The sequence below is a fragment of the Flavobacterium sp. genome (assembly GCF_027484705.1).
Classification (GTDB): Bacteria; Bacteroidota; Bacteroidia; order Flavobacteriales; family Flavobacteriaceae; genus Flavobacterium.
In genome coordinates, this window is record NZ_JAIXSL010000020.1 from 57,053 (window position 1) to 83,660 (window position 26,608).

The window sequence follows — 26,608 nt, forward strand, 5'->3', positions numbered from 1 at the left end:
TAGACACGTACACAAATTTACATAAAATTTGATACCGCTCGGAAAATCGAATGTGGGAATAATTAATGAAGCGATTGCAGGATGAAATCGATTCGTTCGGACACACTCGCTTTCGGAACTTCAATGAGTTCATAGCCGTAATTGACGTAAGTTTCCGTCAAATGTTCGAAGATCAGTTTGGCCTGTTCGTAGTTCTCGTAACGCTCGTCATCGCTGATATAGATTTCTTCCCAAGGTGGCAGAATGAAAATTTTGGAGTATAGGTGTTCCTTGCAGGCGGCGTCAAAAAAAGAAGGATAACTGTCGCCAATATAGTGCATATACGCCAAAACATCAGGAATGCCGCGGTCTAAGAATACGAAATCATGTGGTTCGTTGAGCGCGTTTTGGTATTGTTTTTTGCGGCCTTCAAGTAGCAGTTCGCTGAAGAGCAAAGGCTTTTCGAGGAAGAGTTGTTCGATGCCCTGCTTTTTGGCTTCCATCGTAACTTCGCGCGAAATCTCGGGATAACAACAATATCCTTTTTGCATCAAACCATCAATGATGGTGGTTTTTCCGGTTCCCGGTCCGCCGATAATTACAATAATTTCTTTTGCCATTTTTGAGCAATAAGCCGCAAACTTACTCAATCTAATCGGGATTTAAAAAATTGAATCGCGTTAAAAAAAAACTAAATCGCAAAATCCTAAAACCGATAACTCAAAATCCGAAACCAATACTGTATATTTGCTCTTATTTTTAAAACGAAGCATGGACAAGAATACGGAAGAGTTTTATGAAAGACTGAAAGCAGAATTAGACATCAACAATCCTGTTTGGCCCGCAGAGTATTTATTCAAATTTATCGTACCTACTGATGATGGCAAAGTAAAAAAGGTAGAAGATGCTTTCGATTGTATGGGCGCCGTCATCAAAACCACCAAATCCAAAACCGGTAAATTCACGAGTATTTCCGTTGATGTATTGATGAAAAATGCTCAGGAAATTGTCGATAAATATTTAGAAGTATCCACCATAGAAGGAATCATTTCCTTATAAATTATGAATTCAAAATACATCAAAGAAAACGCGAATGATGTGGTGCACCATCTGGAATACAACTCAGAAAGAAGGCATCTGATCATTCCCGAATACGGCCGTCACCTGCAAAAACTGATCGATCAGGCTACGGTCATTCCGGATCGTGACGAACGCAATAAAGTAGCGAAATATATCATTCAGGTCATGGGAAGTCTGAACCCGCATTTGCGCGATGTGCCTGATTTTCAACACAAATTGTGGGACCAGATTTTCATCATGTCAGATTTCAGACTCGATGTAGATTCGCCTTACCCGATTCCGTCAAGAGAGGTTTTGGTATTGAAGCCGGATCCGCTGAGTTATCCGCAGAACTTTCCGAAGTACCGTTTTTATGGCAACAATATCAAATATATGATTGATGTCGCCAACCAATGGGAAGAAGGTGAACTCAAAGGCGCATTGATCAAAGTGATTGCCAACCACATGAAAAAATCATACCTGAGCTGGAATAAAGATACCGTGACTGACGCCGTTATTTTTGAGCATCTTTTCGAATTGTCTGACGGAAAAATCAATCTGATCCAAAGCTCGGAAGAATTATTAAATACGACCGATCTGATGCGCACCAACAAACGCGTCTCGAACAAAATCATGCCGGCCGGACAACCTAAAATCCAGAACAATAAAAACAAAACCGGAAAGCCTAAGCCTTTTCAGAAGAAAAATAATAATCCGAAGTAAAGGTGCTAAGGTGCAGCGTTACGCTCGGAAACCTTAAATCCTCAGAACCTTAGAACCTCAAGAAATGGGAACTTTTAAAATTGAAGGAGGCATCCGCCTTAAAGGAGAAGTCAAGCCACAAGGCGCGAAAAACGAAGCATTACAGATTTTGTGTGCAGTGTTATTAACGCCCGAAAAAGTAACAATCAATAATATTCCGGACATCATCGATGTCAATAAACTCATCACCTTATTAGGAAATCTGGGCGTCAAAATCCAGAGAAATGGCGAAGGCTCGATTACGTTCCAGTCGGATGAAGTGAATGTTGGTTATCTAGAAACCGAAGCGTTCAAAAAAGAAGGCGGTTCGCTCAGAGGTTCGATTATGATTGTCGGCCCTTTATTGGCGCGTTACGGAAAAGGATACATTCCAAAACCGGGCGGTGACAAAATCGGAAGACGCCGTCTCGATACGCACTTTGAAGGATTCATCAATCTCGGCGCCAAATTCCGCTACAATCGTGAAGACCACTTTTATGGTGTAGAAGCGCCAGACGGACTTACCGGAACCGACATGCTTTTGGACGAAGCTTCCGTGACCGGAACTGCGAACATTGTGATGGCGGCGGTTTTGGCTAAAGGAACAACGACCGTTTACAATGCGGCCTGCGAACCTTATTTGCAGCAGTTGTGTAAAATGCTCAATTCGATGGGCGCCAATATCAAAGGGGTAGGTTCTAACTTGTTGACGATTGAAGGCGTTGAATCTTTGGGCGGTTGCTCACACAGAATCCTTCCCGATATGATTGAAATCGGCAGCTGGATTGGTCTGGCGGCGATGACAAGAAGTGAAATTACGATTAAAGATGTGAGTTGGGACAACCTTGGTGTGATTCCGAATACGTTCAGAAAATTAGGGATTACCATTGAAAGAAAAGGCGACGATATCTATATTCCAACACATGAGAATTACCAGATCAAAACCGATATTGATGGCTCGATTCTGACGATAGCCGATGCGCCGTGGCCGGGATTTACGCCGGATTTGTTGAGTATTGTTCTTGTAGTCGCAACACAAGCCAATGGCGATGTTTTGATCCACCAGAAAATGTTCGAAAGCCGTTTGTTCTTCGTCGATAAACTCATTGATATGGGTGCAAAAATCATGCTTTGCGATCCGCACCGCGCGGTGGTTATGGGCCATGATTTCAAGTCGCAACTCAAAGCTACTACGATGTCGTCACCTGATATCCGTGCCGGAATTTCGTTATTGATTGCTGCATTATCGGCAAAAGGAACAAGCACCATTCAAAATATAGAACAGATTGACCGCGGTTACGAACGCATCGATGAAAGGTTGCGTGCGTTGGGAGCCAATATCGTCCGCGTATAATTTCAGAAATTACGCATTATGGAACATAAAGCCAAATCAATCCGTCCATTTATCGGATCAGAAAACTACGAAGTTTCGCGCAGTTTTTATCGCGATTTAGGTTTTACGGAGCATGTCTTATCGCACAATATGTCTTATTTTGAGACTGACGGTTTTGGGTTTTATTTGCAGGACGCTTACGTAAAAGACTGGATTGATAACACGATGGTTTTTATGGAAGTGGAAGATGTACACCGTTTTTACAAGGAACTTTTAGCTTTAAACTTAACATCCGAATACGAAACCGCAAAACTCATTCCTGTAAAAGAACTCGAATGGGGCAGGGAATGTTTTGTGATTGACCCGAGCGGAATTCTATGGCATTTCGGAGAATTCTATTAAGTAAATTTCAAATAATTTTCGCATTTGCGGATATAAAAATAAACCAATGACCAACGAACAAACGGCTGTCAAAGCGACTTACTTCAGCATCATTGGAAACACTTGTCTGGCGATCATTAAAGGATTGGCTGGATTTTTCGGCAATTCCTATGCGTTGATTGCCGATGCGATTGAATCGACTACTGATATTTTCTCGTCTTTTTTGGTTTTGTTCGGCATCAAATATTCGAACAAACCGGCTGACGAAAATCACCCTTATGGTCATGGCCGCGCTGAACCTTTAATCACGTTTTTAGTCGTTGGATTTCTGATCACTTCAGCCACCATCATCGCTTATGAAAGTATCAGCAACATTCAAACGCCGCACGAACTTCCCAAAAAATGGACATTGATTGTATTAGCGGTCATCATTTTATGGAAAGAATATTCGTTCCGACTGGTGATGCGAAGAAGCAAAGAATCAAACAGTTCTTCGTTGCGCGCCGATGCCTGGCACCACAGAAGCGACGCGATTACTTCGGTGGCTGCGTTTATCGGAATTTCAATCGCTTTGATTCTCGGGAAAGGGTACGAATCTGCTGACGACTGGGCGGCACTTTTCGCCTCAGGATTTATCATCTACAACAGCTATTTGATTTTCAGACCCGCTTTAGGCGAAATCATGGACGAACATTTATACGACGATTTGATTGATGAAATCCGCAAAGTTTCTCATGAAGTGGAAGGCGTTATAGAAACCGAAAAGTGTTTTATCCGTAAAGCCGGAATGAAATACCACGTCGATTTACATGCCGTCGTTGATGCGAATATCTCCGTCAAAGCCGGACACGACATCGCCCATTTGCTTACCGATACGCTTCGGAAAGAAATTCCGGAACTGGGACATGTGCTCATTCATATTGAGCCTAACGATTATTGATTTTATTGAAAGGCATTCAGGATTTTCAAACCGAAAACTACACCGTCTAGCTGATGCCCGCTTTGATACGAATGGATATAATCGATTCTGAAAACCTTTAATTTTCCAAAACCAATATGATCCAGACCGACCGTATATTCGTGATACGGACTTCTTTCGGGAATGGTCAGATTGTGATAGCCCAAAACCAAAGTCGAATGCAGTTTGTTGAGCAACGGGATTTTGTTCATGATAAATCCGTTGTCGTCGTGTTCGGCATGAATCTCAAGATAAGCATCATTGGTGCTCGCACTATAATAAGGTAACAAATTGAATACATTCAGATAACGGTCATTTGTTCCGACATAAGTCTGGTTGCCGTTGAAATGTTTGTAATCTACGAACGAGATTTCTTTGGCGTTGAAAAATTTCCCTGCTTTCACATTCATTTCCAGATTTCCTTTGTTGCCAAGTGTTACGTCATAAGTAATTCGGGAATGCATATGGTCAAAATTGTAGTGGTTTTCATTGCCACCGAATCCTTTTTCATAACCTAAATAAACGACGGGAAATTGGTCGTCTTCGAGATTGAATTTGCCGTCCGGACGCGTCCAGTAACGTTGTCCGAAATTAATTCTTGCCGTTAATGACGCATTGATTAGATTGTGTTTGGTAATCACAGGTGTCATCTCGTCGTCTGGTAACAAAGGATTGTTTGAAGTGAATTCCTTATTTTTTTTGATGATTACGTGATCGGTTGTGTTGAAAACGGGTTTTCTTTCGGAATATACCAGCTCGGCATTTAAAGTCAATCCGTTGAAGACTTCCCTTTCAAAACAGGCGTTGATGAAATGGCGCTCGTACAACTTCATGTAATTGTCTTTAAAAAATAACGTGCTGACCGTATTAATGAGTTTGCTAATCGGATTGCTGTAGTTGAACTGCGCGAGTTGACTTCCCGCAGCAAATCGTAATTCGCTTTGGTTCTGGTTGTTGAATTTGTTGACGTAATTGATATAACTTCTAAATTTCTCTTCCGATAATCCGTAATCAAAAACGGCTTCGAGTATCGAATAGGTTCTGGTGTCGTTGTCTCTTTTGGTGAAACCTATACCGGTATTGAAATCCCAGCCCTGAACGGTATTATAGCTGATGCCTTTGATCAGTCCGCCGTAATCTAACGACCATTTTTTAAACGAATTTTTATATTGGTAACCTAAAATCAGGTCTGAAACTCCAAGTTTGTTGTGCTTGGCATCAATAGAATCGAGGTAAGGTTTTGATTTCTTTTTGGTTTGCAACAAATCTTTCTTGAGATAATCCGCGCTTTCTTCTTCCGTTAAAGGCACAGGACGCGATTGGTTCCAGAACGCATCGTCCTTTTTGTTGGCGTCTTTTTCAAAACTCAGCACTTCATGGGTAAAGGTTCTCTTGCCGAAGCGTTCCTGGAATTCATAATTCGAATACACATAAGTAAAACGCCCTGAGATATTGATGCCCAACATGCCGGCAATGAAATCCAGCGTTTGCGTATTCTTAATCCAGATTTTTTGCTCGTTGCTGTAACTGAAATTCTGTTTCAAAGTCAGCGAATTCATGGCAGGCATTTGAATCTGGTCGCCCTGAACGGTAAGATCAATCGCATAAATCGCCCAACTATCTTCTACTATATATAGGTAGCCTTGCATGACAGGTTCGCTGGTTCGCTTTGGCGTGACTTTGATTTTATTGATCTGGATGTTGTTTTCATTAAAGAAAGTGCCTTCGAGTTTGTACTTATAATAGTTGAAGGCGTTGTCGGCAATAGGCGAAACTACATTGGTCTGGAAAGCAAGGTAGTTGTCATAGAAGTCGAAATTGGCGGAAGCAGCGTTGTTGAAGCTATAACCGTTATCCTTGCCGCTGACTTTGGAGGCCAAAATAACTTCCTTTAATTTATCGGGTTTTTCACAGGTGATTTTGGAAACGGTTTCCGATAGATACAAAATGCCACTTCGGGTGGAATCTAAAATTTCATCAAAATTGTCAAACTTCTGACCGAGGATTTTCTTCGGAGCATCTTTAATCCTGAAAATACCGCGCGAATAGAAATCGGCTTTATAATGATTTGTTGGTCCTGAATTTTCTTTTTTATGGGCGATGGCGTTTCTGATGACTTCGTTCGCGGGGTTATTTTTTCGGTCGATCACCACGTCGTTGAGGATGATGTTTTCTTCAAGCATCTGAATGTCGCGGATTTTGAGCGATTTTTCGGAAACGAACTTTACTTTTTGGCTTTTGTAACCGAGATATTGAAATACTAATACGTAGATTCCTGGTTTCATTTCTAAATAATATTCGCCCTGATCGTTGGTGGTCGTTCCGATGGAAGTATTTTCGATATGGATCGAAACAGCAGCCAACGGATTTCCGTTTTCGTCAGTGACTTTTCCTTTAATCTGGGCAAGGCTTATGAATGAAACGAAGAGCAAGGCTAGGGCGAATAGATTTTTCATAAACTTTCTATTATGAACGGATTATTTTATAAAAGATTGAAGCGCCAGTTGATAGCTGTCGAGGCCAAAACCGATGATAATTCCTTTGGCATGAGCGGAAATAAAGGAATGATGCCTGAAGTCTTCACGGGCGAAGGTATTTGAAATGTGCACTTCAATGACAGGTGTTGTGATGGCTTTGACGGCATCTCCGATTCCGATGGAAGTATGCGTGTAAGCCGCAGCATTCAGTATAATACCATCATAGGTAAAACCGACTTCCTGGATTTTATTTATGAGTTCCCCTTCAATATTACTTTGAAAGCAGGAAAGGCTGATGTCAGGGAATTTGTTTTGAAGGTTTGTAAAATAACCATCAAAAGATTGGTTCCCGTATATGGCAGGTTCTCGTTGCCCGATGAGGTTGATATTAGGGCCGTTGATGATGATGATTCTCATTGTCATTTTTTTATGTATACAAATTAAGCAAAAATAAACTGAGTGTTTGATTTCAGTTAGATTTAATTTTAGGTTGCGAACTAATGAGGTATGACTCCAAATATTACGTGCGCAGATAGATTATTAACTAGTATATTTTTTACAAAAGTGTCCACAATGTTTGTCATCATTACTAAAGGTTTGCTTTTTAAAAGCGTTTTGTATCAGGATATGCATAATCAAAATGATAAATTGACAAATTATTGCTACCAGTTTGTTCTTTTCTTTAAAGAATTTTAATGTTTTTCATACTTTTTATAGATTATTCCGTTTCTGGATTGTTCCTATTTAACAAGATAATAGCTATTATAAACTATGAAAAAAGAAGGTTATCAACAAATAAACATTATTGTGTTAATAAAAAAGTTAACAACTCAAGAACTTCTAAAAATGCAATTTCATGGGATTACTTTAGCTGACATTATAAAAATAAAACAATGATGTCAAAGAATTTACATGTTATCTATTTAAATATAAATTATTAATAATCAATTGTTTAGTGGTTTTTTAAATTAATCTATTTTAACGTTGATTATTCTTTAACACGCAAACTTTATGGCTTTTAAAGAATTCATAATTAGGGCAGTAGGGTAGTAGCTAATGATGTTTATCAAAAAAAAAACACCAAAAATTTTTTTTTTAACAATTTATCCTATCTTTGCGTCATTAATTTTAAACAAAACAATAACATGAAAAAAATTATTTTATCAACTGTAGCGATTTTGGCATTTGGTTTTGCTAACGCTCAAGACAAAGGTGGTTCAGGAGAAGGTTTCTCTAAAGGAGATGTTTTCTTATCTGGTCAAGTAGGATTTGGTTCTTCTAAATACACTGCAGCAGGTAACTACAAAGAAGATTCTTTCACATTTTCTCCAAGTGTTGGATATTTTGTAACTGAGAACATCGCTTTAGGATTGGGTTTGACAATTTCTAACTCAAGCACACAGGCTACTGAAGCTGCTGACAAATCTAAAGTAAACACTACAGGATTTGATGTAATGGGTAGATACTACTTCACACCATCTAACCAATTTTCAGTTTATGGTCAATTAGGTGTTGGTTACCAATCAACTAAATATGATGCTGCTGACGTAAAAGTTAATGGATTCGGAGTAAATGTTGGTCCTGGTGTTAGCTACTTCATCTCTAAAAACTTCGCTATGGAAGCAGGTTGGGGAGTATTGAGCTATGCTACTGCTAAAGCTGATTCTACAGGTGCTGAAAGCTCTACAGATTTCGGTTTGAATGTAAACCTTAATGACATTAATTTCGGATTAGTTTACAAATTCTAATTAGAATTCTTTCATAATAAAACCACGCCATTGGCGTGGTTTTTTATTTTATATCAAATTGAACTGACTTGCATTGGACGGAGTTTGTTATATATTTGTCCTGAACTAAATTAAAATTTAATAACATGAAAAAAATTATTTTATCAGCATTAGCGGTTTTAGTATTCGGTTATGCTAACGCACAAGATGGCATGTCTTTTGGCGTTAAAGGTGGTTTGGATTTGGTTGGACTGAAAGCCGATGGCTATTCGGAGAGTTTAACTGGTTTCTTTGCTGGCGGTTTTGTAGAATTTGGTATCGCAGACCAATTTACATTGCAACCCGGACTTAATTATCATACAGCTTCAAAAACTGTAGATGAAGCCAAGATAAAGGCGAATTTTCTAAGTATTCCAGTACTTGTAAAATATGAAATAGCGGAAAAATTCAATGTAATGGCTGGTCCGTCATTGTATTATAGTTTAGAATCTGATGATAATGACAAAACAAGATTTAATTTTGATGTTGGTGCTTCCTATGACATTACAGAAAATTTCTTTGCTGAGCCAAGATATTCAGTGGGAGCTACAGGAGATGTTAAAGTAAGCCACTTTTTACTAGCAGTTGGATATAAATTCTAATATTGTTTACCATGCAATCTTAACCTCTCATTCGGGAGGTTTTTTTATGCGCTAAATTGTCTTTACTTTGCAGCATGAACTGGAAAACCTATATCAAAAGTTACCAATCGTATTTGAGAATAGAACGTGGTCTGTCTAAAAATACGATAGAGAATTATACTTTCGACATAGTGCGGCTTTGCGATTATTTAGACCACAATGCTATTGATATATCACCTGTCAAAATTTCCGAAGAAATAGTACAACAGTTTATTTATCATATTGCAAAGGAAGTAAATCCGCGTTCACAGGCAAGAATTATTTCGGGCCTCAAAAGTTTTTTTTCATATCTAATTTTTGAAGATTATCGCAACGACAATCCATTAGAGTTGATCGAAGCGCCAAGAATAGGTCGTAAACTACCCGATACTTTATCGCTTATTGAAATTGATCAATTAATCGCTGCTATTGATTTGTCTTCTAATGAAGGCGAACGAAACAGAACTATTCTTGAAACCTTATATAGTTGCGGGCTTCGTGTTTCTGAATTGATTACCCTCAAAATTTCCGATCTTTTTTTCGATGAAGGTTTTATTAAGATTACAGGAAAAGGGAACAAACAGCGTTTTGTTCCGATTAGTGCGTTTACCCAGAAATATATTGAGTTGTATAAGAATGAAGTGCGTAATAAACTCCCGATTCAAAAAGGATTTGAGGATACTTTATTCCTAAATCGCAGAGGGAAACAATTAACTAGAGCGATGATTTTTACCATTATAAAAGATTTAGCCGTCAAAATTAATTTAAAAAAAACTATAAGCCCACATACGCTCAGGCATTCATTTGCTTCACATTTGCTCGAAAACGGAGCTGATTTAAGATCTATTCAATTGATGTTAGGGCACGAATCGATTACGACTACCGAAATTTATGTGCATCTTGACCGCAAACATCTAACCCAAGTCGTTAATAATTTTCATCCTAGAAAATAATTAAAATCTTACAAAAAATGTTAAAAAATGTATTTTATCCGATTAAAATGCATTTTATCGATTTATTTTATTTATGTTTGACGTCGTTATGGAAAATCAGCTGTAACGATTTATACAATTTGTCCCAAACTAATTTGTATTCAAACTATGGAAACCTACAATTACTCGGATTTAAAAATTCTAGAAGAAAAGAATAGTCTTTATAAGAAACTATTATTCCAATCGCCAGACTTAATTTTTCAGTTTTCGATAGCTAAAGACGGAAAGCTTACCTTTCCATTCTTGAGCAAATCGGTGATTACGCATTTTGATTTGCATCACGGAGAAAAAAACAAAGACGCATACACGGTTTTAAAAAGCAAAATCCATCATGATGATTTTCCGCAGTTTTTGAAATCAGTGCTCGAAGCCAAATCCAAACTCAAAGACTGGAAACACGAATTCCGCGCGATGTTACCCCAGAAAGGAATGCGATGGTATAGCGGTTACGCAAGTCTGGAAAAAACCGAAGACGGAACGGTTCATTTTTTTGGAAAAATTACCGATGTTACCCACTTTAAGCAGCAGGAACTTCAATTAAAATTATCGGAAGAGCGGTATCTTTTTGCGCTTGAAGCTTCTTCGGAAGGCATCTGGGATTTAGACGTCGCTTCCAACAAGGTTTTCTATTCTTCACAATCCATGAAAATGCTCGAATTTGATGCGCATGATACCATTGAATCGATTAATTTATGGGACGACCGCGTGCATCCACAAGATAAAAATCGTTATCTGACTGATATCCAGTTGCACATTGACAATGTCACACCGTATTATGAAAATGCCCAACGTGTACTTACGAAATCCGGAGAATACAAATGGATTTTGAGCCGTGGAAAAATTATAGAACGAGATGAAAATAATAATCCACTGAGAATCATCGGAACGCACACTGATATTTCAGCCCAAAAAGAAAAAGAGGAAGATATGATCAGAACGCTCGGAATTATCGGAGAACAAAACAGCCGATTGTTGAATTTCGCACATATTGTTTCCCACAACCTTCGTTCACATTCTGGAAATATCCAGATGCTGCTCAACATTATTGCAGAAGAAACCGATGAGGATTTTATCAAAGAAAGTTTCAATCACCTGCGTACTTCGTCTAAATCTTTGTCACAAACGATAGAACATCTCAAAGAATTGGTCGAAATTCAATCAGATTTGGTACAGAAAAAGGAAAATCTAAACCTTAGCAATTATCTCGGAAAAACCCTAGATATTCTGGCTGAGGAGATTAAAAGCAATAAAGTTATCATTCAAAATAAAGTGTGCGAAAAAGAAACAATTGTATTCAATCCTGCTTATTTGGAGAGTATTCTTCTTAACTTTACGTCCAATGCGATTCGTTATGCGCATCCAGATAGGACACCAACCATTAGCTATTCCTTGACTTCGAATAAATATCATAAAATTCTTGAAATTGAGGATAACGGTTTGGGGATTAATTTAGAAAAACACGGTAAAAAATTATTTGGAATGTATAAGACGTTTCACAAGCATAAAGATTCCAGAGGTATCGGTTTGTTTATCACAAAAAACCAGATTGAAGCTATGGGCGGGAAAGTAGATGTTAGCAGCCAAGTCGGAATAGGTACTACTTTTAAAATATATTTCAATGAGTAAGTTTAATGATGTATTTGTAATTGATGATGATAAAGTCTTCCATTTTATCATTAAGAAATTATTTTCCAAAAATAATATTGACATTAATCCTTCTTTTTATCTCAACGGATTGGAAGCTATAGAAAAGATCAGAGAGAAAATTGATATGGGCGTAACGATGCCCGATTTGATTCTCTTAGACATCAATATGCCGATCATGGACGGTTGGCAATTCCTCGATGAATTCAGAAAAACAAGAACGACTACTACTACCAATGGGCAAACGATCATTTATTTGGTGAGCTCTTCGGACAGCATATCCGACATCAATAAAGCAAAGGAATACCAAGATCAGGTGAAAGATTATTTTTTCAAACCCATGTCCCTAGAGGATTTGAGAAAGATATTCTAAATAAAAAAGCACTTCAATCGAAGTGCTTTTTTTATAGTTCTAATCGAGAATTATTTTGCGATATTGACAGCTCTGGTTTCCCTGATTACTGTCACTTTTACTTGTCCCGGATAAGTCATCTCGGTTTGAATTTTCTGTGAAATTTCAAATGAAAGCTGTGCTGCATTATCATCAGACACTTTTTCACTTTCGACAATCACACGCAATTCTCTACCGGCCTGGATCGCATAGGCATTTTTCACACCGCTGAATCCGAAAGCCACTTCTTCCAAATCTTTCAAACGCTGGATGTAAGAATCCAAAACCTGACGACGCGCGCCCGGTCTTGCACCTGAAATCGCATCACAAACCTGAACGATTGGCGACAACAATGACTTCATTTCAATCTCATCGTGGTGCGCTCCGATCGCGTTGCAAACTTCTTCTTTCTCACCGTATTTCTCGGCCCATTGCATCCCCAATAAAGCGTGTGGTAAATCACTTTCGGTATCGGGCACTTTTCCGATATCGTGTAACAATCCGGCTCTTTTTGCGAGTTTTACATTCAATCCTAATTCTGCGGCCATAATTCCGCAAAGCTTAGAAACTTCACGCGAGTGTTGCAATAAATTTTGTCCGTAGGATGAACGGTATTTCATTCGGCCTACGACTTTAATCAATTCAGGATGCAACGCATGAATTCCTAAATCAATAACCGTACGTTTTCCTACTTCAATAATTTCATCATCGATTTGTTTAGCAGTTTTGGCTACGACTTCTTCGATACGCGCCGGGTGAATACGTCCGTCGGTCACCAACTTGTGTAATGACAAACGCGCGATTTCTCGACGTACTGGATCAAAACAAGAAAGGATAATCGCTTCCGGAGTATCGTCTACAATGATTTCCACACCGGTGGCGGCTTCTAAAGCGCGGATATTTCTACCTTCACGGCCAATAATTCTACCTTTCACATCATCAGATTCGATGTTGAACACGGAAACGCAATTTTCAACGGCTTCCTCAGTTCCGATTCTTTGAATCGTATTAATGATGATTTTCTTGGCTTCTTGTTGTGCGGTGAGTTTTGCTTCTTCAATCGTGTCCTGAATTTGCGCCATCGCTTTGGTTTTCGCTTCAGCTTTCAAGCCTTCCATCAACTGTTCTTTGGCATCTTCAGCCGACAAACCTGAAATCACTTCCAATTGGTTGAGCTGGCTTTTGTGCATGCGATCAACCTCTTGTTGTTTCTTTTCTAAAACCTCAATTTTCGTTTGGTATTCGTTGGTTTTGGCTTCGTAATCGTCGTTGATTTTTTTGGCTTTGGCCAATTCGTTAGAAACTAAGGATTCTTTATCGCGGACTCTTTTTTCGACTTCCGCCATTTTTTTATCTCTGGAAAGAATGACTTGTTCGTGCTCTGCCTTAAGTTCGATGAATTTTTCTTTGGCCTGAAGCATCTTGTCTTTTTTGATGTTCTCAGCCTCGATGTTCGCGTCTTTCAAAATGGAAGCGGCTTCCTTTTTCGAGTTCTTGATCAGGTTCGATACGTTTTTCTTTTCGATGATTTTTGATATTCCGAAACCACCTGCAATTCCGACTATCCCGGAAATTAGTATTGTTAAAATGTCCATGTTTGTTAAATTAATTATATAAAAAAAGCCTACATTAGGTTGAATGTATAAACTCGAAAAGACAAGTTTTGAGCTCACTCGTTGTTCAAGCTTCCGTACTGAAACGGCTTGCTATAGTAACGATGATTTGCTCATTCTAATTTGTTAGTGTTGAGTTTACCAAATAGTAACTAATGTAGGCAGTATTTTAGTCTATGTTTAAGAACGTATTATTTATCGAGATAGCTGATCAGCAGGTTGTTGATTTTTTTGATTCGTTCCATGGTTTCTTTGCCATCAATCGAATTATCAATTTGCTTTTGTTCCAGCTGCGAGGCAAACTGTAAGGCGCACATCGCCAATACATCCTGTTTGTCCCGAACGGCATAATTTTCTTCAAATTGCTTGATCATCAAATCAATCTTTTTCGAAGCACTTCGCAATCCTTCTTCCTGCGATAGTTCTACCGTTAGCGGATAGACCCTGTCGGCGATTGATAATTTAATCTTAAGCTTATCGTCCATATGTTTTACTAATCAGATAGCTGTGCTATACAGTAATCAATTTCACGAATCAATGAATTTATTTTTAGCTTGGTATCTCTTTTGTTTTCTTCGCTGCCCAATAATGAATTGGTAATTTTTAATGATTCGTACTGCTTTTTCAAAACATCCATGTCTTTGGATTGTTGTTGAATAACCGTTGTAGCTTTTTGCAACTCTTCCTTTAACTGGGCTGAAGTTTGCTCTAATTGGTCTATTTTGTTAAATAGTTTTTGGAGCCTACTTTCAAGAGTATCAATAATTTCTACAATTTCACTCATTATAAATACTGGTTCATTACTAATCTCAACAAAGTTAACATTCCAAACGAATTAAACCAATACTTTTTCTAAAATTTTCCCGCATCGGAATTTATCCGATTCAAACATTTGAAAAATAAACAGTTATAGGATTTTGTAAAAAAATGACACGACTTATTTCGATTTTTTTTACCTTAGCCAAAAGCTTTATACGATGAAATTTTTATTTGCACTTTTGATTTTTTACACGCCGATTTTCTCTCAAAACAATTACCCAAAAGATTACTTCCGACCGCCATTGGATATTCCGATGCAACTCGCGGGCAATTTCGGCGAATTACGACCCAATCATTTTCACGCAGGATTCGATTTCCGAACCCAACAGAAAGAAGGACTGATCGTTCACGCTGTGGGCGACGGTTATGTTTCGAGGATTAAGATCTCGACTTTCGGTTACGGGAAAGCTATTTACATCACACATCCTAATGGTTACACTTCGGTTTACGGACACCTTCAAAAAGGGTACGGCAAAATCGAGGAGTTCATCAAAACCGAACATTACAAACAACAATCCTACGAAATCGAGTTTTTTCCCAATCCCGAAGATTTGCCCGTAAAAAAAGGCGATACGATTGCCATTTCCGGAAATACCGGAGGTTCTGAAGGGCCACATTTGCATTTCGAATTCCGCGATACGCAGACGGAAAAAATCATCAATCCGATGTTTTTCGGTTTCGATGCGTTGATGACCGATACCAAAAAGCCGGCAATTTCAAGCTTACTTGTTTATCCAATCGGCGACAACAGTATTGCTAATGAATCCAAAAGACCGATTATGGTCAACTTGGCTTTGCAGGCGGATGGCAATTATATTGCAGAAAAAGTAGCGGCGATGGGCAATATCGGTTTTGGGATCATTTGCGGCGATTTCGACAATGTTTCCTACAACAATAATGGCGTTTTCGGTGTGCAGACTTCTGTGAACGGCAGCCCGAATTTCAGCTATGAATTCAATACGTTAGCGTTTGATGAAGGCCGATACGTGAATGCTTTGATCGATTTCCCCAGATACAAAACTACACACCAGCGCGTCCAGAAATTGTTCATGCGCAATCCATACAATCTTAGCATTATCCGCACCGACAATCGCAACGGAATTTTGGAAGTGCTTCCGAATTTTTCGCAGATTTACAAAATTGAAGTCGCAGATTTTTACGGCAACAAGACTTCAATTTTAATTCCGATTGAATACCAGCAGCAAACCGCATTGATTTCGGAACAAACTGTTAAAACAAACTATCTTTTAAAAGCCAATACAGATAACAACTACGAAAAAGAAAATATGAGTGTCTTTTTCCCAGCGCGTACTTTTTATGAAGATTTCTATATCAACTTTGATGTGAAAGACAAAATCATGACGGTGCACAATGATCTGGTTCCGGTGCACAGCAATTTCAAAGTTACTATTACAGATTCGACGGTAGTTAATAAAGAAAAGACATTCATCGCCTCGCTCGAAGGAAAAAGAAAAATATACAACAGCACCAAACTTACCGGCAACACTTTTACGGCTTACACCAAAAATCTCGGACAGTTTGCATTGGCCTTGGATACGATTGCACCTAAAATTTCGATAGCAAAATCGATTGAGGGGAAATCTATCGATAAGGAAAAAAACATCAGTTTCAGAATCAGTGACGATTTGTCCGGCATCAAATCTTACAATGGTTTCATCAATGAAAAATGGGTGTTGTTTGAATATGACAATAAATCCGCTAGGCTAACTTATCCAATTAATGAGACCGAATTGCTCGAAGGGAAAAATGAATTAAAATTGATAGTTTCCGATAATCTTGGAAATTCTGCTATCTTTGAAACATCATTTTTTAGAAGTCAAAAAAAATAAAATCGAAGCTATTGAAAACGAATGCATTTCAACTTTCCATCCTTTTTTTCTTTATAGGATTGGTCAGTTTTGCCCAGACCGCAAGAGTTAAAGGAATCATACTCGACGAAAATAACAAACCTGTCGAAGAAGTCAATGTGGTTGCAAACGATAAAAGTACCAAAACTAACGAGAATGGTTTTTACCAAATTACCGTCCCTGCGAACCAAAAAGTTCAGATTGTTTTCACCCATACCTCGCTCAAAAAAAATACGGTAACCGTTGAACTGAAGCCTAATGAAGATTATGAATTTAATCTCGTCATGAATGATAAAGCGGAAGGTTTGGGTGAAGTCATCGTGATTGCCAACAACCGAAAACGCGTGCAAGGCGTTACTACCATTGAGCCCGCGGTCATCAGAAAAATACCTGGAGCCAATGCGGGCGTTGAGAACATTTTGAAATCATTACCGGGAGTCAGTTCCAACAACGAATTGAGCACGCAGTATGCGGTTCGCGGCGGGAATTATGATGAAAATCTTGTGTATGTCAACGAAATAGAAATCTATCGTCCGTTCCTAATTCGTTCCGGGCAACAGGAAGGATTGAGTTTTACTAACACAGATATGGTGCAAAACATCGATTTCTCTGCTGGTGGATTTCAAGCCAAATTCGGCGACAAATTATCTTCAGTGCTTGATATTACTTACAGAAGACCTACAAAATTCGGAGCTTCCATGGATGCGAGTTTTCTTGGCGGCGCGGTTTCAGTGGAAGCCGTTTCCAAAAATCAAAAATGGGCTGCTATTACCGGAGTGCGTTATCGCGACAACAGCCTTTTGGTCAACAGTCAGGAAACCCAGACCAATTTCAAACCGACTTTTGCCGATGTGCAGACCAACGTGACATACAATCCCAATACGAAATGGCAGTTCAGCTTTTTGGGTAATATTTCGCAGAACAAATACAATTACCAGCCATTGACGCGCCAGACGAATTTCGGAACCATTTCGGAACCGATTGCTTTGCAGGTTTTTTATCAAGGCCAGGAAAAAGACCGTTACGACACGTTTTTCGGAGCGCTGAAAACGACCTATAAAGTCAATGACAATTTTACTTTGAAGTTTATAGGATCTGCTTACCACACTTTAGAACAGGAATATTTCGACATTTTCGCGCAGTATGCTTTGGGTGAAGTCGATGGCAATATCGGTTCGGAAACTTTTGGCGACGTTACTTACAGCCGAGCTATCGGAACGCAATTGAACCACGCGAGAAATGACCTTGACGCGCTGATTGTCAACGCAGAAGTCAAAGGTTTTCATGACATCAAAAAGCATCAGGTAGAATGGGGTTTCAAATACACACGCGAAGACATTCGCGACCGTATCGTAGAGTGGGAAGTGATTGATTCTGCGGGATTTTCGTTGAATCCGCCAAGATTACCTTCAGGGCTTGAATTGCCCACCAATGACCAACCCTACAACGCCTACACCGGGCCTCTAGTTCCTTACCAAAATGTACGCGCCAAGAATTTTGTTACGATTGACAGGTTATCGGGTTACGGACAATGGAGTTTAAAAGACAAATTAGGATCTAGTGACGTTTGGTATAATGCCGGTGTAAGGTTTCATCAATGGCAGGTTTCGGGCGACAACATCAATGGCGACAGTCAGATCGTTTTTAGTCCGCGGGCGCAGTTTGCCATTAAACCCGATTGGGAAAAAGATGTCGTTTTCAGGGTTTCTGGAGGTTATTATTACCAACCGCCTTTTTATCGGGAACTCAGGGATAAGACAGGCACAGTGCAGCCGAATGTCAAAGCGCAATCTGCCTTGCATCTGGTGTTGAGCAGCGATTACAGTTTCAAAATGTGGGACAGACCGTTCAAAATGGTAGCCGAAGCTTATTACAAATCACTGACTGATGTCAATCCGTACACTTTAGAAAATGTCCGTATTCGCTATGCCGCAAACAACAACGCCACGGCTTTCGCACAAGGTCTTGATTTAAGGCTGAATGGTGAATTCGTTCCCGGAACAGAATCCTGGTTCAGTTTCAGTTATTTGAAAACCAAAGAAAATATTGATAACAAAGGCGATATCGCAAGACCAACGGACCAACGTTTTAAGTTCGCGATTTTGTTCCAGGATTATATGCCGAACATTCCGAGTGTGAAGATTTACCTCAATTTGGTTTACAATACCGGATTGCCTGGCGGTTCGCCATCCTACGCAGATCCTTATGTGTATCAGTCAAGACTGCGTGATTACCGACGTGTAGACACTGGGTTTTCTTATGTGTTTACTGAAAAAAATGCCTCCAGACGCGAAGGGCACTGGCTTAGGAAATTCAAAGATTTTTCTTTAGGTTTTGAAATCTTCAACATGTTCAACAATCAGAATGCCATCACCAATACTTGGGTCAGAGATGTCTATACCAAGAACCAATACGGAATTCCAAATTATTTGACCACGCGCGTTTTCAATCTCAAACTATCGATAAGATTGTAGTATTAATTTGTTATTTTTGATCATTAAATCATACCACATGAAAGGTCTCTTAAAAATAGTTTCTTGTAGCGTTTTTGTACTGCTTATTGGCTGTAAGAAGGAAACGGAAATGCCTAAAGTGATTTATGAAAATCCGTCTAAAACAGCCGCGCAACCCAAAGCCGATACGACTAAAATTGAAGTAGCCGATTTGCCGGTGCAAATGCAAGGAACCAATGTTTTGCTTTTTCCAGTAGGCGATCTGAATGTCAGCGAACGCAATTCGAAAGGCGCTTACGATGCTTCTTCCAATGTCAACAAACAAAGTTTTAAGATTTCGAATTACAGCGAAAACGAGATTACGGGTTATTTGCGTAACATCAAATTCCAACAAATCGGAACCGATTCGATTACTGCGCTAACCGACAAACCGGTTTTGATTCAATCGGTCACTTATCTCAAAACCATTGCCGACAAAACCAAACAACAGGTTTTGGTTTACATGCTCGCCGATATGGACACCAACAAAGACAACGTTTTAGATACCAATGATATTCAGTCCTTGTATTTGAGCGATATTTCCGGAACGCGTTTCACAAAAATGTCCGCGGATTTTCAGGAAGTTGTAGACTGGAACGTGATTGATTCTAAAAGCAGGTTGTATTTCAGAACGATTGAAGATGCCAATAAAAATGGCGCTTTCGATAAGAATGATGTCATACATTACCATTTCATCGATTTGGCTTCGAAAGACTGGAAAGTGTCGGATTACCAATTGAATTAAAGAAAATACCAATATTCACAAAGCCGCAGAGAACCTCACTTTGTGGTTTTTTTGTGGAAATATTTTAGATCAGGATATCGCTTTCCAGATCTGATTTTTCAATTTCGAAATTAAATCCGAGTCTTTTTACCAATTCGATCACAAGATTTTTGTACCAGTTTTCGGATTTGGGATGAATGTAGATTTTTTCAATCAGTTGGTTGATGTCGATGTCGATCTTGAGTCCGTTGTCAATCTTCATTTGATGCGCTGTCACATCCGAAATGATGCGGATTTCACGTTCGTACTGGAAACTTTTTCGTTTGAACAGAAACGGGAAGAAGTCATTTTCAAACGGAATGTATTCTTTCTTATAATCGATGTAATTGACTTCACCGATATGCTGCGCATAAGTCGTTTCTATTGATAGCGCTTGCTGCAAACGCCCGACGGTAGATTGGATCGCTAGGCCTTCGCTTTTCTGCGTAAAAATCTGCCACATCGCAAACGATTCGTATTCGTTGATGTGCCAGCTGCTGATCACTACATTTTCGCGGTGCGTTTTGTAATAATCTAAAAAGTCAGGATTGTTGATCGATAATTTTTTGATTTCCTCAAAAGTCGGTTCGCTGAAAGTGCCTTCGTATTGGTCTTCGAACTTGTCGGAACGCGACATGAAGAGTTTTCGGTACAACAGCAAATCGACAAATTTCGACAAGTCTAAGTATTTCCAGACAATGGTGTCGGGATCGGTAGGTAACTTAATATTGCTGTCGTCGATATACATATTCCAATATTGAGTTTATAGAAGTTCACGCGAATTAATCTGTGGCAATCGGTGTTATCAATTTTCAAAAGATTGCATCGTCACCAATTTTTTATAAGTTCCGTTCACGGCCATCAATTGCTCGTGGTTGCCTTGTTCTACAATGACGCCTTTTTGCATCACGACAATGACATCGGCTTTTTGAATGGTTGACAAACGGTGCGCAATCACAATCGATGTTCTGTTTTGCATCATATTTTCCAAAGCCACTTGCACCAGTTTTTCACTTTCGGTATCGAGCGCAGAAGTTGCTTCGTCGAGAATCATGATCGGAGGATTTTTCAACACCGCACGCGCAATGCTCAAACGTTGTTTCTGCCCGCCTGAGAGTTTGTTGCCGCTGTCGCCGATATTGGTGTAAATACCGTTCGGCAAATCTTTGACGAATTCGTAAGCGTTCGCAATTTTGAGTGCTTCCATGATTTCTTCGTCAGTCGCGTCGAGTTTTCCCAAAGCGATATTGGCTTTGATCGTGTCGTTGAAAAGGATGCTGTCCTGTGTGACCAATCCCATCAATGCACGCAACGAATGTAAATTCATGTCTTTGATATCGGTACCATCAATCGAAATACTTCCTGCATTTACATCGTAAAAACGCGTGAGCAGATTCGCAATCGTACTTTTTCCGCTACCCGATTGGCCGACCAAAGCGACGGTTTGTCCTTTTTTGATGTCGAGCGAAAAATCTTTTAAAACGAGTTCTTCTTCATATTTGAACTGTACGTTTTTAAGTTCAATTTTTTCATTGAAATGCTCTTGATGAACCGCGCCGGGTTTGCTAGTAATCGGATTGTGCTGTTCAAGGATTTCGAGTACGCGTTCGGCTGCAGCATTTCCGCGCTTGACATTATAAGAAGCCTTCGAAATTGATTTTGCGGGCGTCAGGATATTGTAAGCCAATCCCATATAAGTGATGAAAGCTGCGCCTTTGAGCGTATGTTCGATCAAAACCATGTGACCGCCATACCAGAGCAAAATCGCAATGACCATGATGCCTAAAAATTCGCTCATCGGAGAAGCGAGGTTTTGTCGGTTACCAATACTATTGGACAATCTGAAAAAACGGGAGGTCGAATCCTGGAATACTTTATTGAAATACCCTTCAGCGTTGTAGCCTTTCACGACCTTCAATCCGCCTAGCGTTTCTTCAATCGTCGAAAGAAAAACGCCTTGTTCTTGTTGGGCGCGTGTCGATTTTTTCTTTAACTGTTTTCCAATCAGTGAAATGATGTAACCCGAAACCGGAATGAAAACAAACACGAAAACCGTCAGTTTCACACTGATCGAAAACATCGCAATAATCGTAAAAATAATCGTCAGCGGTTCTTTGACAATGAGTTCCAGAATCGATAACATCGAAGTCTGCACTTCGCTGACATCGCCGGCAATCCTTGAAATGGTGTCGCCTTTGCGTTTTTCCGAGAAGAAAGCCAGTGGCAACTCAATGGTTTTTTTATACATCGCGTCGCGCATATCGCGCAGGATTCCGTTGCGCAGGAATGTGATGAAGAACATCGCCATATAATCGCAAAGGTTTTTGAGCATGAAGATCGTGATGATTCCCGCCACGAGTATCGACAAGGTCGTGCCGATGCCATATTGCTCGGTGGTCATCGTCAGATAATAATTCAACGAATCGCCCAAATATTGCTTCAATCCGTAGATGCCATGGAATTGCGGCATCGTATAATTCTTATTCGCCTGTCCGAACAAAACATCCATCATCGGCATCAGCGCCAGAAACGAAAGCGTCCCGAAAAAAGCATACAATACGTTGAACAGGATGTTCAGGTAAGCATACTTCTTATAAGGCAGAATAAAAGGGATGATCTTCCGGAAATTGTTCATTAAATGATGTTTAGGTCCGTTAGGATGTTCTTGATTTTTTCATCTAAAACAGCTTCGGTTGCAGATGCATTCACTACATTGTCCAACGGCGCATTCACGCTGACATAGAATTTGATCTTAGGTTCCGTACCACTTGGGCGCGCAGCGATTTTAGCGCCATCTTCGGTGTAATAAATCAATACATCTGATTTCGGAACTTTTAAAGCTTCTTCTTCGCCAGTAAGTAAATTCTTCGCAATCGATTTTTTATAATCTTCAAGCATCACGACGCGTTGGCCATTGATTTCCTTCACAGGATTCTCGCGCATATCGACCATCATCTGATTGATTTCACGCAAACCGTCAATGCCTTTTTTGGTCAATGAAACCAAATATTCTTTGTAGAATCCGTGGTCTACATATAGATTCAGCAATTCTTTATAAACGGAACTTCCGGCAGCTTTAGCTTGAGAAGCGATTTCACACATCAACAATGTTGCGGCCACGGCATCTTTGTCACGCACGGCGTCACCGACCATGAACCCAAAACTTTCTTCGCCACCGCCAATAAACTGAAGGTTCGGAAAATCTTTAATGAACTTCGCAATCCATTTGAAACCGGTGAGTCCGACTTTACATTCCACGCCATAAGCTTCCGCGAGTTCGAGCATCATCGGTGTCGACACAATTGTCGATCCTATAAATTGTTTTCCATCGATTTTGCCTTGGCGTTTCCATTGTTCCAACAAGAAAGCAGTCATCAGCACCATCGTCTGGTTTCCGTTGAGCAGGATCATTTTGCCTTCATTGTTTCTTACCGCGACGCCCAAACGGTCGCAATCGGGATCGGTTCCTACTACAATATCGGCATTGAGTTTATCGGCCAAAGCCAAAGCCATTGTCAACGCTTCCGGTTCTTCAGGGTTCGGAGACTTCACAGTTGGAAAATCACCATTAGGTTCGGCTTGTTCGGGAACGATGTTGACGTTCGTATAACCCGCTTTCGCTAAAGTCTGCGGAATCGCTTTAATGGATGTTCCGTGCAGCGAAGTAAACACGATATTCAGATTCGATTTCGCTTCGGCCGGTGTGTTAAAACTTGCATTCGCAATTGAAGAATTCACAAAAGCCTCATCAATCGCAGTATCTATATATTCGATCAAATCAGGATTCGACTGGAATTTAATTTCATCATAACGCAACGCCTCAATCACTTTAATAATCTCGCCATCCTGCGGCGGAACCAATTGCCCACCATCTTCCCAATACACTTTATAACCGTTGTATTCGGGCGGATTGTGAGAAGCCGTCAACACGATTCCGGCCTGACAACCTAAATATTTGAGCGCGAAACTCAATTCCGGTGTCGGGCGCATGTCTGAAAACAAATAAACTTTAATGCCGTTCGCAGAAAATACATCAGCGACTACTTTCGCAAGCGTGTTGCTGTTGTGGCGGCAGTCGTAGGCAATCGCTACTTTGAGTTGTTTGTCAGGAAACACCTGCTGCATGTAATTCGAAAGTCCTTGAGTGTTTTTTCCGAGCGTATATTTGTTGATGCGGTTCGTGCCGACACCCATGACGCCGCGCATACCCCCGGTTCCGAATTCTAAATTTTTATAAAAACTTTCCTCCAGATCTTTCGGAGAAGAAGTCATCATGTCTTTAATCGCGGCTTGTGTTTCGCTATCAAAAGTCGGTGTGAGCCATTCGTTGGCGGTGTCGAGTATGTTTTGTGGGATATTCATGCTATGCTTTTAATTTTAATTTTTTAGGAGCCGGGAACCTGCTATACGTTACAATCTTTTATGCCGAACACCGGCACAAAAGGATTTTCTCTACTATCAGGGCTAGGGCTTTTTCCGTAATATTTGATTTTTTGTTTTTTTTGTTAAACCTGCTATACCTGAAGCCCACTGGGCTTCCTCCTCTTAATGTCAAATTATCAGGGCTAGGCTATTGTTTTACTATTGATGTTTATTTTTTATAGCCGATTTTAATTCTTTCAGCATTACTTTTTGTCGAATGGTCTTTATCGACCAAATAATTCAACGCTTTGTAAATATCGGGAAATTGGCTTTCTATTTCTTCAATTCTTGTTTTTAATTCGCTGTAACTTAATGTAAACTGCCGCATCGTCACAAAAGCCCTGATAATTGAAATGTTGATTGCAATGGCCTTCTCGCTATTTAATACACTTGAAAGCATAGCAATGCCTTGTCCGGTAAAAGCGAAAGGAAGGTATTTTGAATGTTGTCCGCGACCATTTTTTAAGGTTACAATTTGTGATCTTAAAGCATTTAACTCAACCTCGGTAAGTTCGAACATAAAATCTTCAGGAAACCGATTGCTGTTTCTTCTTACGGCTTGTTTTAAAACTCTGGTTTCAACGCTATACAACAGGGCCAAATCAAAATCAAGCATGACTTTGAAACCACGTATTTCAAATATTTTGTTTTGTATAACTTCTAATTCCATTGTTTTAAAAATTGAGGCCTCATGGATGAACCCAATTATTTTTTAAAATTCACTTCTTCTGAAATCTTATACCGTTCTTCATTGTTTTTCGTCCTCAAGATAATCTCGCCCAGAAATCCCGCTAAGAAAAACTGCGTTCCGATGATCATTGTGGTCAGTGAAATATAAAACCAAGGATTGTTGGTCACTAAATCATACGGCAAATCACTGTACAAACGGTACAATTTCGAAAATCCGATATAGCCTGCCGAAAAGAATCCGATCACAAACATGATCGAACCCCAAGCGCCGAATAAGTGCATCGGTCTTTTTCCGAAACGCGACAGAAACCAGATTGTAATCAAATCCAGAAAACCGTTGATAAAACGGTCCATGCCGAATTTGGTTTCGCCATATTTTCGCGCCTGATGTTTTACTACTTTTTCCCCGATTTTCGAGAAACCCGCATTTTTCGCCAACACCGGAATGTAACGGTGCATTTCGCCCGACACTTCAATATTCTTGACGACGGTATTTTTGTAGGCTTTAAGTCCGCAATTGAAATCGTTGAGTTGCACACCGGAAGTTCTCCGCGCCGCCCAATTGAACAATTTCGAAGGCAGGTTTTTAGACACCATCGAATCGTAGCGTTTCTTTTTCCAGCCCGAAACCAAATCGTAATGGCCTTTAACAATCATCTCGTTGAGTTCCGGTATTTCCTCAGGATTGTCTTGCAGATCGGCATCCATCGTGATTACGACATCGCCTTGTGCTTTAGCAAAACCAGCATGCAGTGCCTGCGATTTTCCGAAGTTTTTCAGAAATCTTATGCCTTTGATGTTGGGGTTTTCTCCCGATAACTTTTCTATGATTTCCCAAGAACGGTCGGTGCTTCCATCATCTATAAAAATGACTTCATACGAATACTGTTGGGCTTTCATCACGGATACAATCCAGTCATGAAGTTCCTGCAGGGATTCTTCTTCGTTAAGTAGCGGAATGACGATGGATAAATTCATTAATTAGAAACTTTGGGGTTTGTCTTTTTTAACAATGGCCCCAATAATCAGCGAATAAATCAAGCCTAAAAAACTGAACATCAATAAAGTCACGGGAACGGCAATCATCGGATTCATGAATTTCTTCGTCCAGGTCAAGGCCATTTCGAGTTGTTCGGAAGTCATTTCTGGAGATTTCTCAAGCATCACGGCTCTGGTTTTCTTCAAGATCTCGTCAATAAATTCCGGGAAAATCATATTAAAAATGACGCTGAATACACCGTAAATAATTCCCGCAATCAGGCAAAGCGTCACGCCTTTTTTAAGGCATTCGCTGAATGAAATGAAACCGTAGTTGGCTTTTTTGTAATCGTTGCACACAATAAAAATGAGTGTCACGGGGAAAATCAAATAGTTACAGACATTCATGATGGTTCCGGCCGTCGGGTTCGAGATCGGGTCAATGTCCATGACATAAGCAACCATAAATTCGAGCACCATGATAATGCCAAACAGAATCCCGAGTTGTACGGCAGATTTGGCGGTTGTATTGGAAGTGTTTTCAGTCATAATCAATCAAATTTGCTATTAAGGTACAAATATAACAATTCCCGATTTACAGTCTATAAAATTCGCCGCGGAT

At 39.8% G+C, this 26,608-nt stretch carries 26 protein-coding genes and 1 other RNA gene; 14 read left to right on the forward strand and 13 right to left on the reverse strand.

The features are described from left to right. Nucleotides 1-62 precede the first annotated feature (62 nt). Nucleotides 63-599: an AAA family ATPase gene (locus Q0058_RS12165; RefSeq protein WP_298224311.1), complete on the reverse strand. Its 537-nt coding sequence runs from the start codon at nt 597-599 to the stop codon at nt 63-65. Between the two features lie 151 nt (nt 600-750). On the opposite strand from Q0058_RS12165, the gene Q0058_RS12170 reads away from it, so the two are divergent. From Q0058_RS12170 to Q0058_RS12190, 5 genes are all read left to right on the forward strand, one after another. Next, complete coding sequence (locus Q0058_RS12170) at nt 751-1,038, forward strand: DUF493 family protein (RefSeq protein ID WP_298224313.1); 288 nt, start codon at nt 751-753, stop codon at nt 1,036-1,038. A gap of 3 nt (nt 1,039-1,041) precedes the next feature. Next, entirely contained in the window at nt 1,042-1,761 is a 720-nt protein-coding gene (locus tag Q0058_RS12175) for a DUF4290 domain-containing protein (protein ID WP_298224315.1), read from the forward strand. A 64-nt stretch (nt 1,762-1,825) separates the two neighbouring features. Further along, the gene (gene murA, locus Q0058_RS12180; protein ID WP_298224317.1) at nt 1,826-3,133 is read left to right on the forward strand and encodes a UDP-N-acetylglucosamine 1-carboxyvinyltransferase; all 1,308 of its coding nucleotides are present in this window, start codon (nt 1,826-1,828) and stop codon (nt 3,131-3,133) included. Nucleotides 3,134-3,151: 18 nt separating this feature from the next. Further along, nucleotides 3,152-3,514, forward strand: a complete 363-nt coding sequence (locus tag Q0058_RS12185; protein WP_298224318.1) for a glyoxalase — start codon at nt 3,152-3,154, stop codon at nt 3,512-3,514. Nucleotides 3,515-3,560: 46 nt separating this feature from the next. Further along, nucleotides 3,561-4,433, forward strand: coding sequence for a cation diffusion facilitator family transporter (locus tag Q0058_RS12190; protein ID WP_298224320.1), 873 nt, complete (start codon nt 3,561-3,563; stop codon nt 4,431-4,433). Nucleotides 4,434-4,435: 2 nt separating this feature from the next. Here Q0058_RS12190 and Q0058_RS12195 read toward each other — a convergent pair whose 3' ends face one another. After that, nucleotides 4,436-6,907: a DUF5686 and carboxypeptidase regulatory-like domain-containing protein gene (locus Q0058_RS12195; protein ID WP_298224322.1), complete on the reverse strand. Its 2,472-nt coding sequence runs from the start codon at nt 6,905-6,907 to the stop codon at nt 4,436-4,438. 21 nt (nt 6,908-6,928) lie between these two features. After that, nucleotides 6,929-7,345 carry a type II 3-dehydroquinate dehydratase gene (gene aroQ / locus Q0058_RS12200; RefSeq protein WP_298224324.1) on the reverse strand — a complete coding sequence of 139 codons (417 nt, stop codon included), beginning with the start codon at nt 7,343-7,345 and terminating at the stop codon, nt 6,929-6,931. 354 nt (nt 7,346-7,699) lie between these two features. Between aroQ and Q0058_RS12205 the strand changes: the two genes are divergently transcribed. The 6 genes from Q0058_RS12205 (at nt 7,700) to Q0058_RS12230 (ending at nt 12,323) form a co-directional block, all read left to right on the forward strand. Further along, nucleotides 7,700-7,825, forward strand: a complete 126-nt coding sequence (locus tag Q0058_RS12205) for a hypothetical protein (protein WP_298224326.1) — start codon at nt 7,700-7,702, stop codon at nt 7,823-7,825. 248 nt (nt 7,826-8,073) lie between these two features. Then, nucleotides 8,074-8,676, forward strand: a complete 603-nt coding sequence (locus tag Q0058_RS12210; RefSeq protein ID WP_298224328.1) for a porin family protein — start codon at nt 8,074-8,076, stop codon at nt 8,674-8,676. A 125-nt stretch (nt 8,677-8,801) separates the two neighbouring features. After that, nucleotides 8,802-9,296, forward strand: coding sequence for a porin family protein (locus tag Q0058_RS12215; protein WP_298224330.1), 495 nt, complete (start codon nt 8,802-8,804; stop codon nt 9,294-9,296). Nucleotides 9,297-9,370: 74 nt separating this feature from the next. Further along, the gene (locus Q0058_RS12220; RefSeq protein ID WP_298224332.1) at nt 9,371-10,267 is read left to right on the forward strand and encodes a site-specific tyrosine recombinase; all 897 of its coding nucleotides are present in this window, start codon (nt 9,371-9,373) and stop codon (nt 10,265-10,267) included. A 147-nt stretch (nt 10,268-10,414) separates the two neighbouring features. Further along, nucleotides 10,415-11,932, forward strand: coding sequence for a PAS domain-containing protein (locus tag Q0058_RS12225; protein ID WP_298224334.1), 1,518 nt, complete (start codon nt 10,415-10,417; stop codon nt 11,930-11,932). Continuing rightward, nucleotides 11,925-12,323 carry a response regulator gene (locus Q0058_RS12230; RefSeq protein ID WP_298224336.1) on the forward strand — a complete coding sequence of 133 codons (399 nt, stop codon included), beginning with the start codon at nt 11,925-11,927 and terminating at the stop codon, nt 12,321-12,323. The genes Q0058_RS12225 and Q0058_RS12230 overlap by 8 nt, the downstream gene beginning before the upstream one ends. Nucleotides 12,324-12,373: 50 nt before the next feature. Here Q0058_RS12230 and rny read toward each other — a convergent pair whose 3' ends face one another. The 4 genes from rny to Q0058_RS12250 all read right to left on the reverse strand — a co-directional run bounded on the left by rny (nt 12,374) and on the right by Q0058_RS12250 (nt 14,738). Next, nucleotides 12,374-13,936: a ribonuclease Y gene (rny, locus tag Q0058_RS12235; protein ID WP_298224338.1), complete on the reverse strand. Its 1,563-nt coding sequence runs from the start codon at nt 13,934-13,936 to the stop codon at nt 12,374-12,376. Between the two features lie 49 nt (nt 13,937-13,985). Then, nucleotides 13,986-14,092: non-coding RNA, 6S RNA (gene ssrS, locus Q0058_RS12240), on the reverse strand. A 53-nt stretch (nt 14,093-14,145) separates the two neighbouring features. Further along, the gene (locus tag Q0058_RS12245) at nt 14,146-14,439 is read right to left on the reverse strand and encodes a cell division protein ZapA (protein ID WP_298224340.1); all 294 of its coding nucleotides are present in this window, start codon (nt 14,437-14,439) and stop codon (nt 14,146-14,148) included. A gap of 8 nt (nt 14,440-14,447) precedes the next feature. Further along, nucleotides 14,448-14,738, reverse strand: coding sequence for a hypothetical protein (locus tag Q0058_RS12250; RefSeq protein ID WP_298224342.1), 291 nt, complete (start codon nt 14,736-14,738; stop codon nt 14,448-14,450). A gap of 193 nt (nt 14,739-14,931) precedes the next feature. Here Q0058_RS12250 and Q0058_RS12255 point away from each other — a divergent pair, with 193 nt between their 5' ends. From Q0058_RS12255 to Q0058_RS12265, 3 genes are read left to right on the forward strand one after another with little or no spacing between them, the layout of a single operon-like run. Further along, nucleotides 14,932-16,623, forward strand: a complete 1,692-nt coding sequence (locus tag Q0058_RS12255) for a M23 family metallopeptidase (RefSeq protein WP_298224344.1) — start codon at nt 14,932-14,934, stop codon at nt 16,621-16,623. An 11-nt stretch (nt 16,624-16,634) separates the two neighbouring features. After that, nucleotides 16,635-19,115: a carboxypeptidase-like regulatory domain-containing protein gene (locus tag Q0058_RS12260; protein ID WP_298224345.1), complete on the forward strand. Its 2,481-nt coding sequence runs from the start codon at nt 16,635-16,637 to the stop codon at nt 19,113-19,115. A gap of 37 nt (nt 19,116-19,152) precedes the next feature. Beyond that, nucleotides 19,153-19,878 carry a hypothetical protein gene (locus Q0058_RS12265; protein WP_298224346.1) on the forward strand — a complete coding sequence of 242 codons (726 nt, stop codon included), beginning with the start codon at nt 19,153-19,155 and terminating at the stop codon, nt 19,876-19,878. A gap of 64 nt (nt 19,879-19,942) precedes the next feature. On the opposite strand, the gene Q0058_RS12270 is transcribed toward Q0058_RS12265, so the two are convergent. From Q0058_RS12270 to Q0058_RS12295, 6 genes are all read right to left on the reverse strand, one after another. Then, complete coding sequence (locus Q0058_RS12270; protein ID WP_298224348.1) at nt 19,943-20,644, reverse strand: hypothetical protein; 702 nt, start codon at nt 20,642-20,644, stop codon at nt 19,943-19,945. A 57-nt stretch (nt 20,645-20,701) separates the two neighbouring features. Beyond that, nucleotides 20,702-22,531 carry an ABC transporter ATP-binding protein gene (locus tag Q0058_RS12275; RefSeq protein WP_298224350.1) on the reverse strand — a complete coding sequence of 610 codons (1,830 nt, stop codon included), beginning with the start codon at nt 22,529-22,531 and terminating at the stop codon, nt 20,702-20,704. Next, nucleotides 22,531-24,258: a phospho-sugar mutase gene (locus tag Q0058_RS12280; protein WP_298224352.1), complete on the reverse strand. Its 1,728-nt coding sequence runs from the start codon at nt 24,256-24,258 to the stop codon at nt 22,531-22,533. Before Q0058_RS12280 ends, Q0058_RS12275 begins: the two co-directional genes overlap by 1 nt. A gap of 229 nt (nt 24,259-24,487) precedes the next feature. Beyond that, nucleotides 24,488-24,988, reverse strand: coding sequence for an ORF6N domain-containing protein (locus Q0058_RS12285; RefSeq protein ID WP_298224354.1), 501 nt, complete (start codon nt 24,986-24,988; stop codon nt 24,488-24,490). 35 nt (nt 24,989-25,023) lie between these two features. Then, complete coding sequence (locus Q0058_RS12290) at nt 25,024-25,986, reverse strand: glycosyltransferase family 2 protein (RefSeq protein WP_298224355.1); 963 nt, start codon at nt 25,984-25,986, stop codon at nt 25,024-25,026. A 3-nt stretch (nt 25,987-25,989) separates the two neighbouring features. Beyond that, nucleotides 25,990-26,535: a DUF4199 domain-containing protein gene (locus Q0058_RS12295; RefSeq protein ID WP_298224357.1), complete on the reverse strand. Its 546-nt coding sequence runs from the start codon at nt 26,533-26,535 to the stop codon at nt 25,990-25,992. Nucleotides 26,536-26,608 lie beyond the last annotated feature (73 nt).

Bases quoted from the DNA above. Each gene is read 5' to 3' on its own strand.
- Q0058_RS12165 (WP_298224311.1), bottom strand. From the start codon at position 599: ATGGCAAAAGAAATTATTGTAATTATCGGCGGACCGGGAACCGGAAAA.
- Q0058_RS12170 (WP_298224313.1), top strand. From the start codon at position 751: ATGGACAAGAATACGGAAGAGTTTTATGAAAGACTGAAAGCAGAATTA.
- Q0058_RS12175 (WP_298224315.1), top strand. From the start codon at position 1,042: ATGAATTCAAAATACATCAAAGAAAACGCGAATGATGTGGTGCACCAT.
- murA (WP_298224317.1), top strand. From the start codon at position 1,826: ATGGGAACTTTTAAAATTGAAGGAGGCATCCGCCTTAAAGGAGAAGTC.
- Q0058_RS12185 (WP_298224318.1), top strand. From the start codon at position 3,152: ATGGAACATAAAGCCAAATCAATCCGTCCATTTATCGGATCAGAAAAC.
- Q0058_RS12190 (WP_298224320.1), top strand. From the start codon at position 3,561: ATGACCAACGAACAAACGGCTGTCAAAGCGACTTACTTCAGCATCATT.
- Q0058_RS12195 (WP_298224322.1), bottom strand. From the start codon at position 6,907: ATGAAAAATCTATTCGCCCTAGCCTTGCTCTTCGTTTCATTCATAAGC.
- aroQ (WP_298224324.1), bottom strand. From the start codon at position 7,345: ATGAGAATCATCATCATCAACGGCCCTAATATCAACCTCATCGGGCAA.
- Q0058_RS12205 (WP_298224326.1), top strand. From the start codon at position 7,700: ATGAAAAAAGAAGGTTATCAACAAATAAACATTATTGTGTTAATAAAA.
- Q0058_RS12210 (WP_298224328.1), top strand. From the start codon at position 8,074: ATGAAAAAAATTATTTTATCAACTGTAGCGATTTTGGCATTTGGTTTT.
- Q0058_RS12215 (WP_298224330.1), top strand. From the start codon at position 8,802: ATGAAAAAAATTATTTTATCAGCATTAGCGGTTTTAGTATTCGGTTAT.
- Q0058_RS12220 (WP_298224332.1), top strand. From the start codon at position 9,371: ATGAACTGGAAAACCTATATCAAAAGTTACCAATCGTATTTGAGAATA.
- Q0058_RS12225 (WP_298224334.1), top strand. From the start codon at position 10,415: ATGGAAACCTACAATTACTCGGATTTAAAAATTCTAGAAGAAAAGAAT.
- Q0058_RS12230 (WP_298224336.1), top strand. From the start codon at position 11,925: ATGAGTAAGTTTAATGATGTATTTGTAATTGATGATGATAAAGTCTTC.
- rny (WP_298224338.1), bottom strand. From the start codon at position 13,936: ATGGACATTTTAACAATACTAATTTCCGGGATAGTCGGAATTGCAGGT.
- Q0058_RS12245 (WP_298224340.1), bottom strand. From the start codon at position 14,439: ATGGACGATAAGCTTAAGATTAAATTATCAATCGCCGACAGGGTCTAT.
- Q0058_RS12250 (WP_298224342.1), bottom strand. From the start codon at position 14,738: ATGAGTGAAATTGTAGAAATTATTGATACTCTTGAAAGTAGGCTCCAA.
- Q0058_RS12255 (WP_298224344.1), top strand. From the start codon at position 14,932: ATGAAATTTTTATTTGCACTTTTGATTTTTTACACGCCGATTTTCTCT.
- Q0058_RS12265 (WP_298224346.1), top strand. From the start codon at position 19,153: ATGAAAGGTCTCTTAAAAATAGTTTCTTGTAGCGTTTTTGTACTGCTT.
- Q0058_RS12270 (WP_298224348.1), bottom strand. From the start codon at position 20,644: ATGTATATCGACGACAGCAATATTAAGTTACCTACCGATCCCGACACC.
- Q0058_RS12275 (WP_298224350.1), bottom strand. From the start codon at position 22,531: ATGAACAATTTCCGGAAGATCATCCCTTTTATTCTGCCTTATAAGAAG.
- Q0058_RS12280 (WP_298224352.1), bottom strand. From the start codon at position 24,258: ATGAATATCCCACAAAACATACTCGACACCGCCAACGAATGGCTCACA.
- Q0058_RS12285 (WP_298224354.1), bottom strand. From the start codon at position 24,988: ATGGAATTAGAAGTTATACAAAACAAAATATTTGAAATACGTGGTTTC.
- Q0058_RS12290 (WP_298224355.1), bottom strand. From the start codon at position 25,986: ATGAATTTATCCATCGTCATTCCGCTACTTAACGAAGAAGAATCCCTG.
- Q0058_RS12295 (WP_298224357.1), bottom strand. From the start codon at position 26,535: ATGACTGAAAACACTTCCAATACAACCGCCAAATCTGCCGTACAACTC.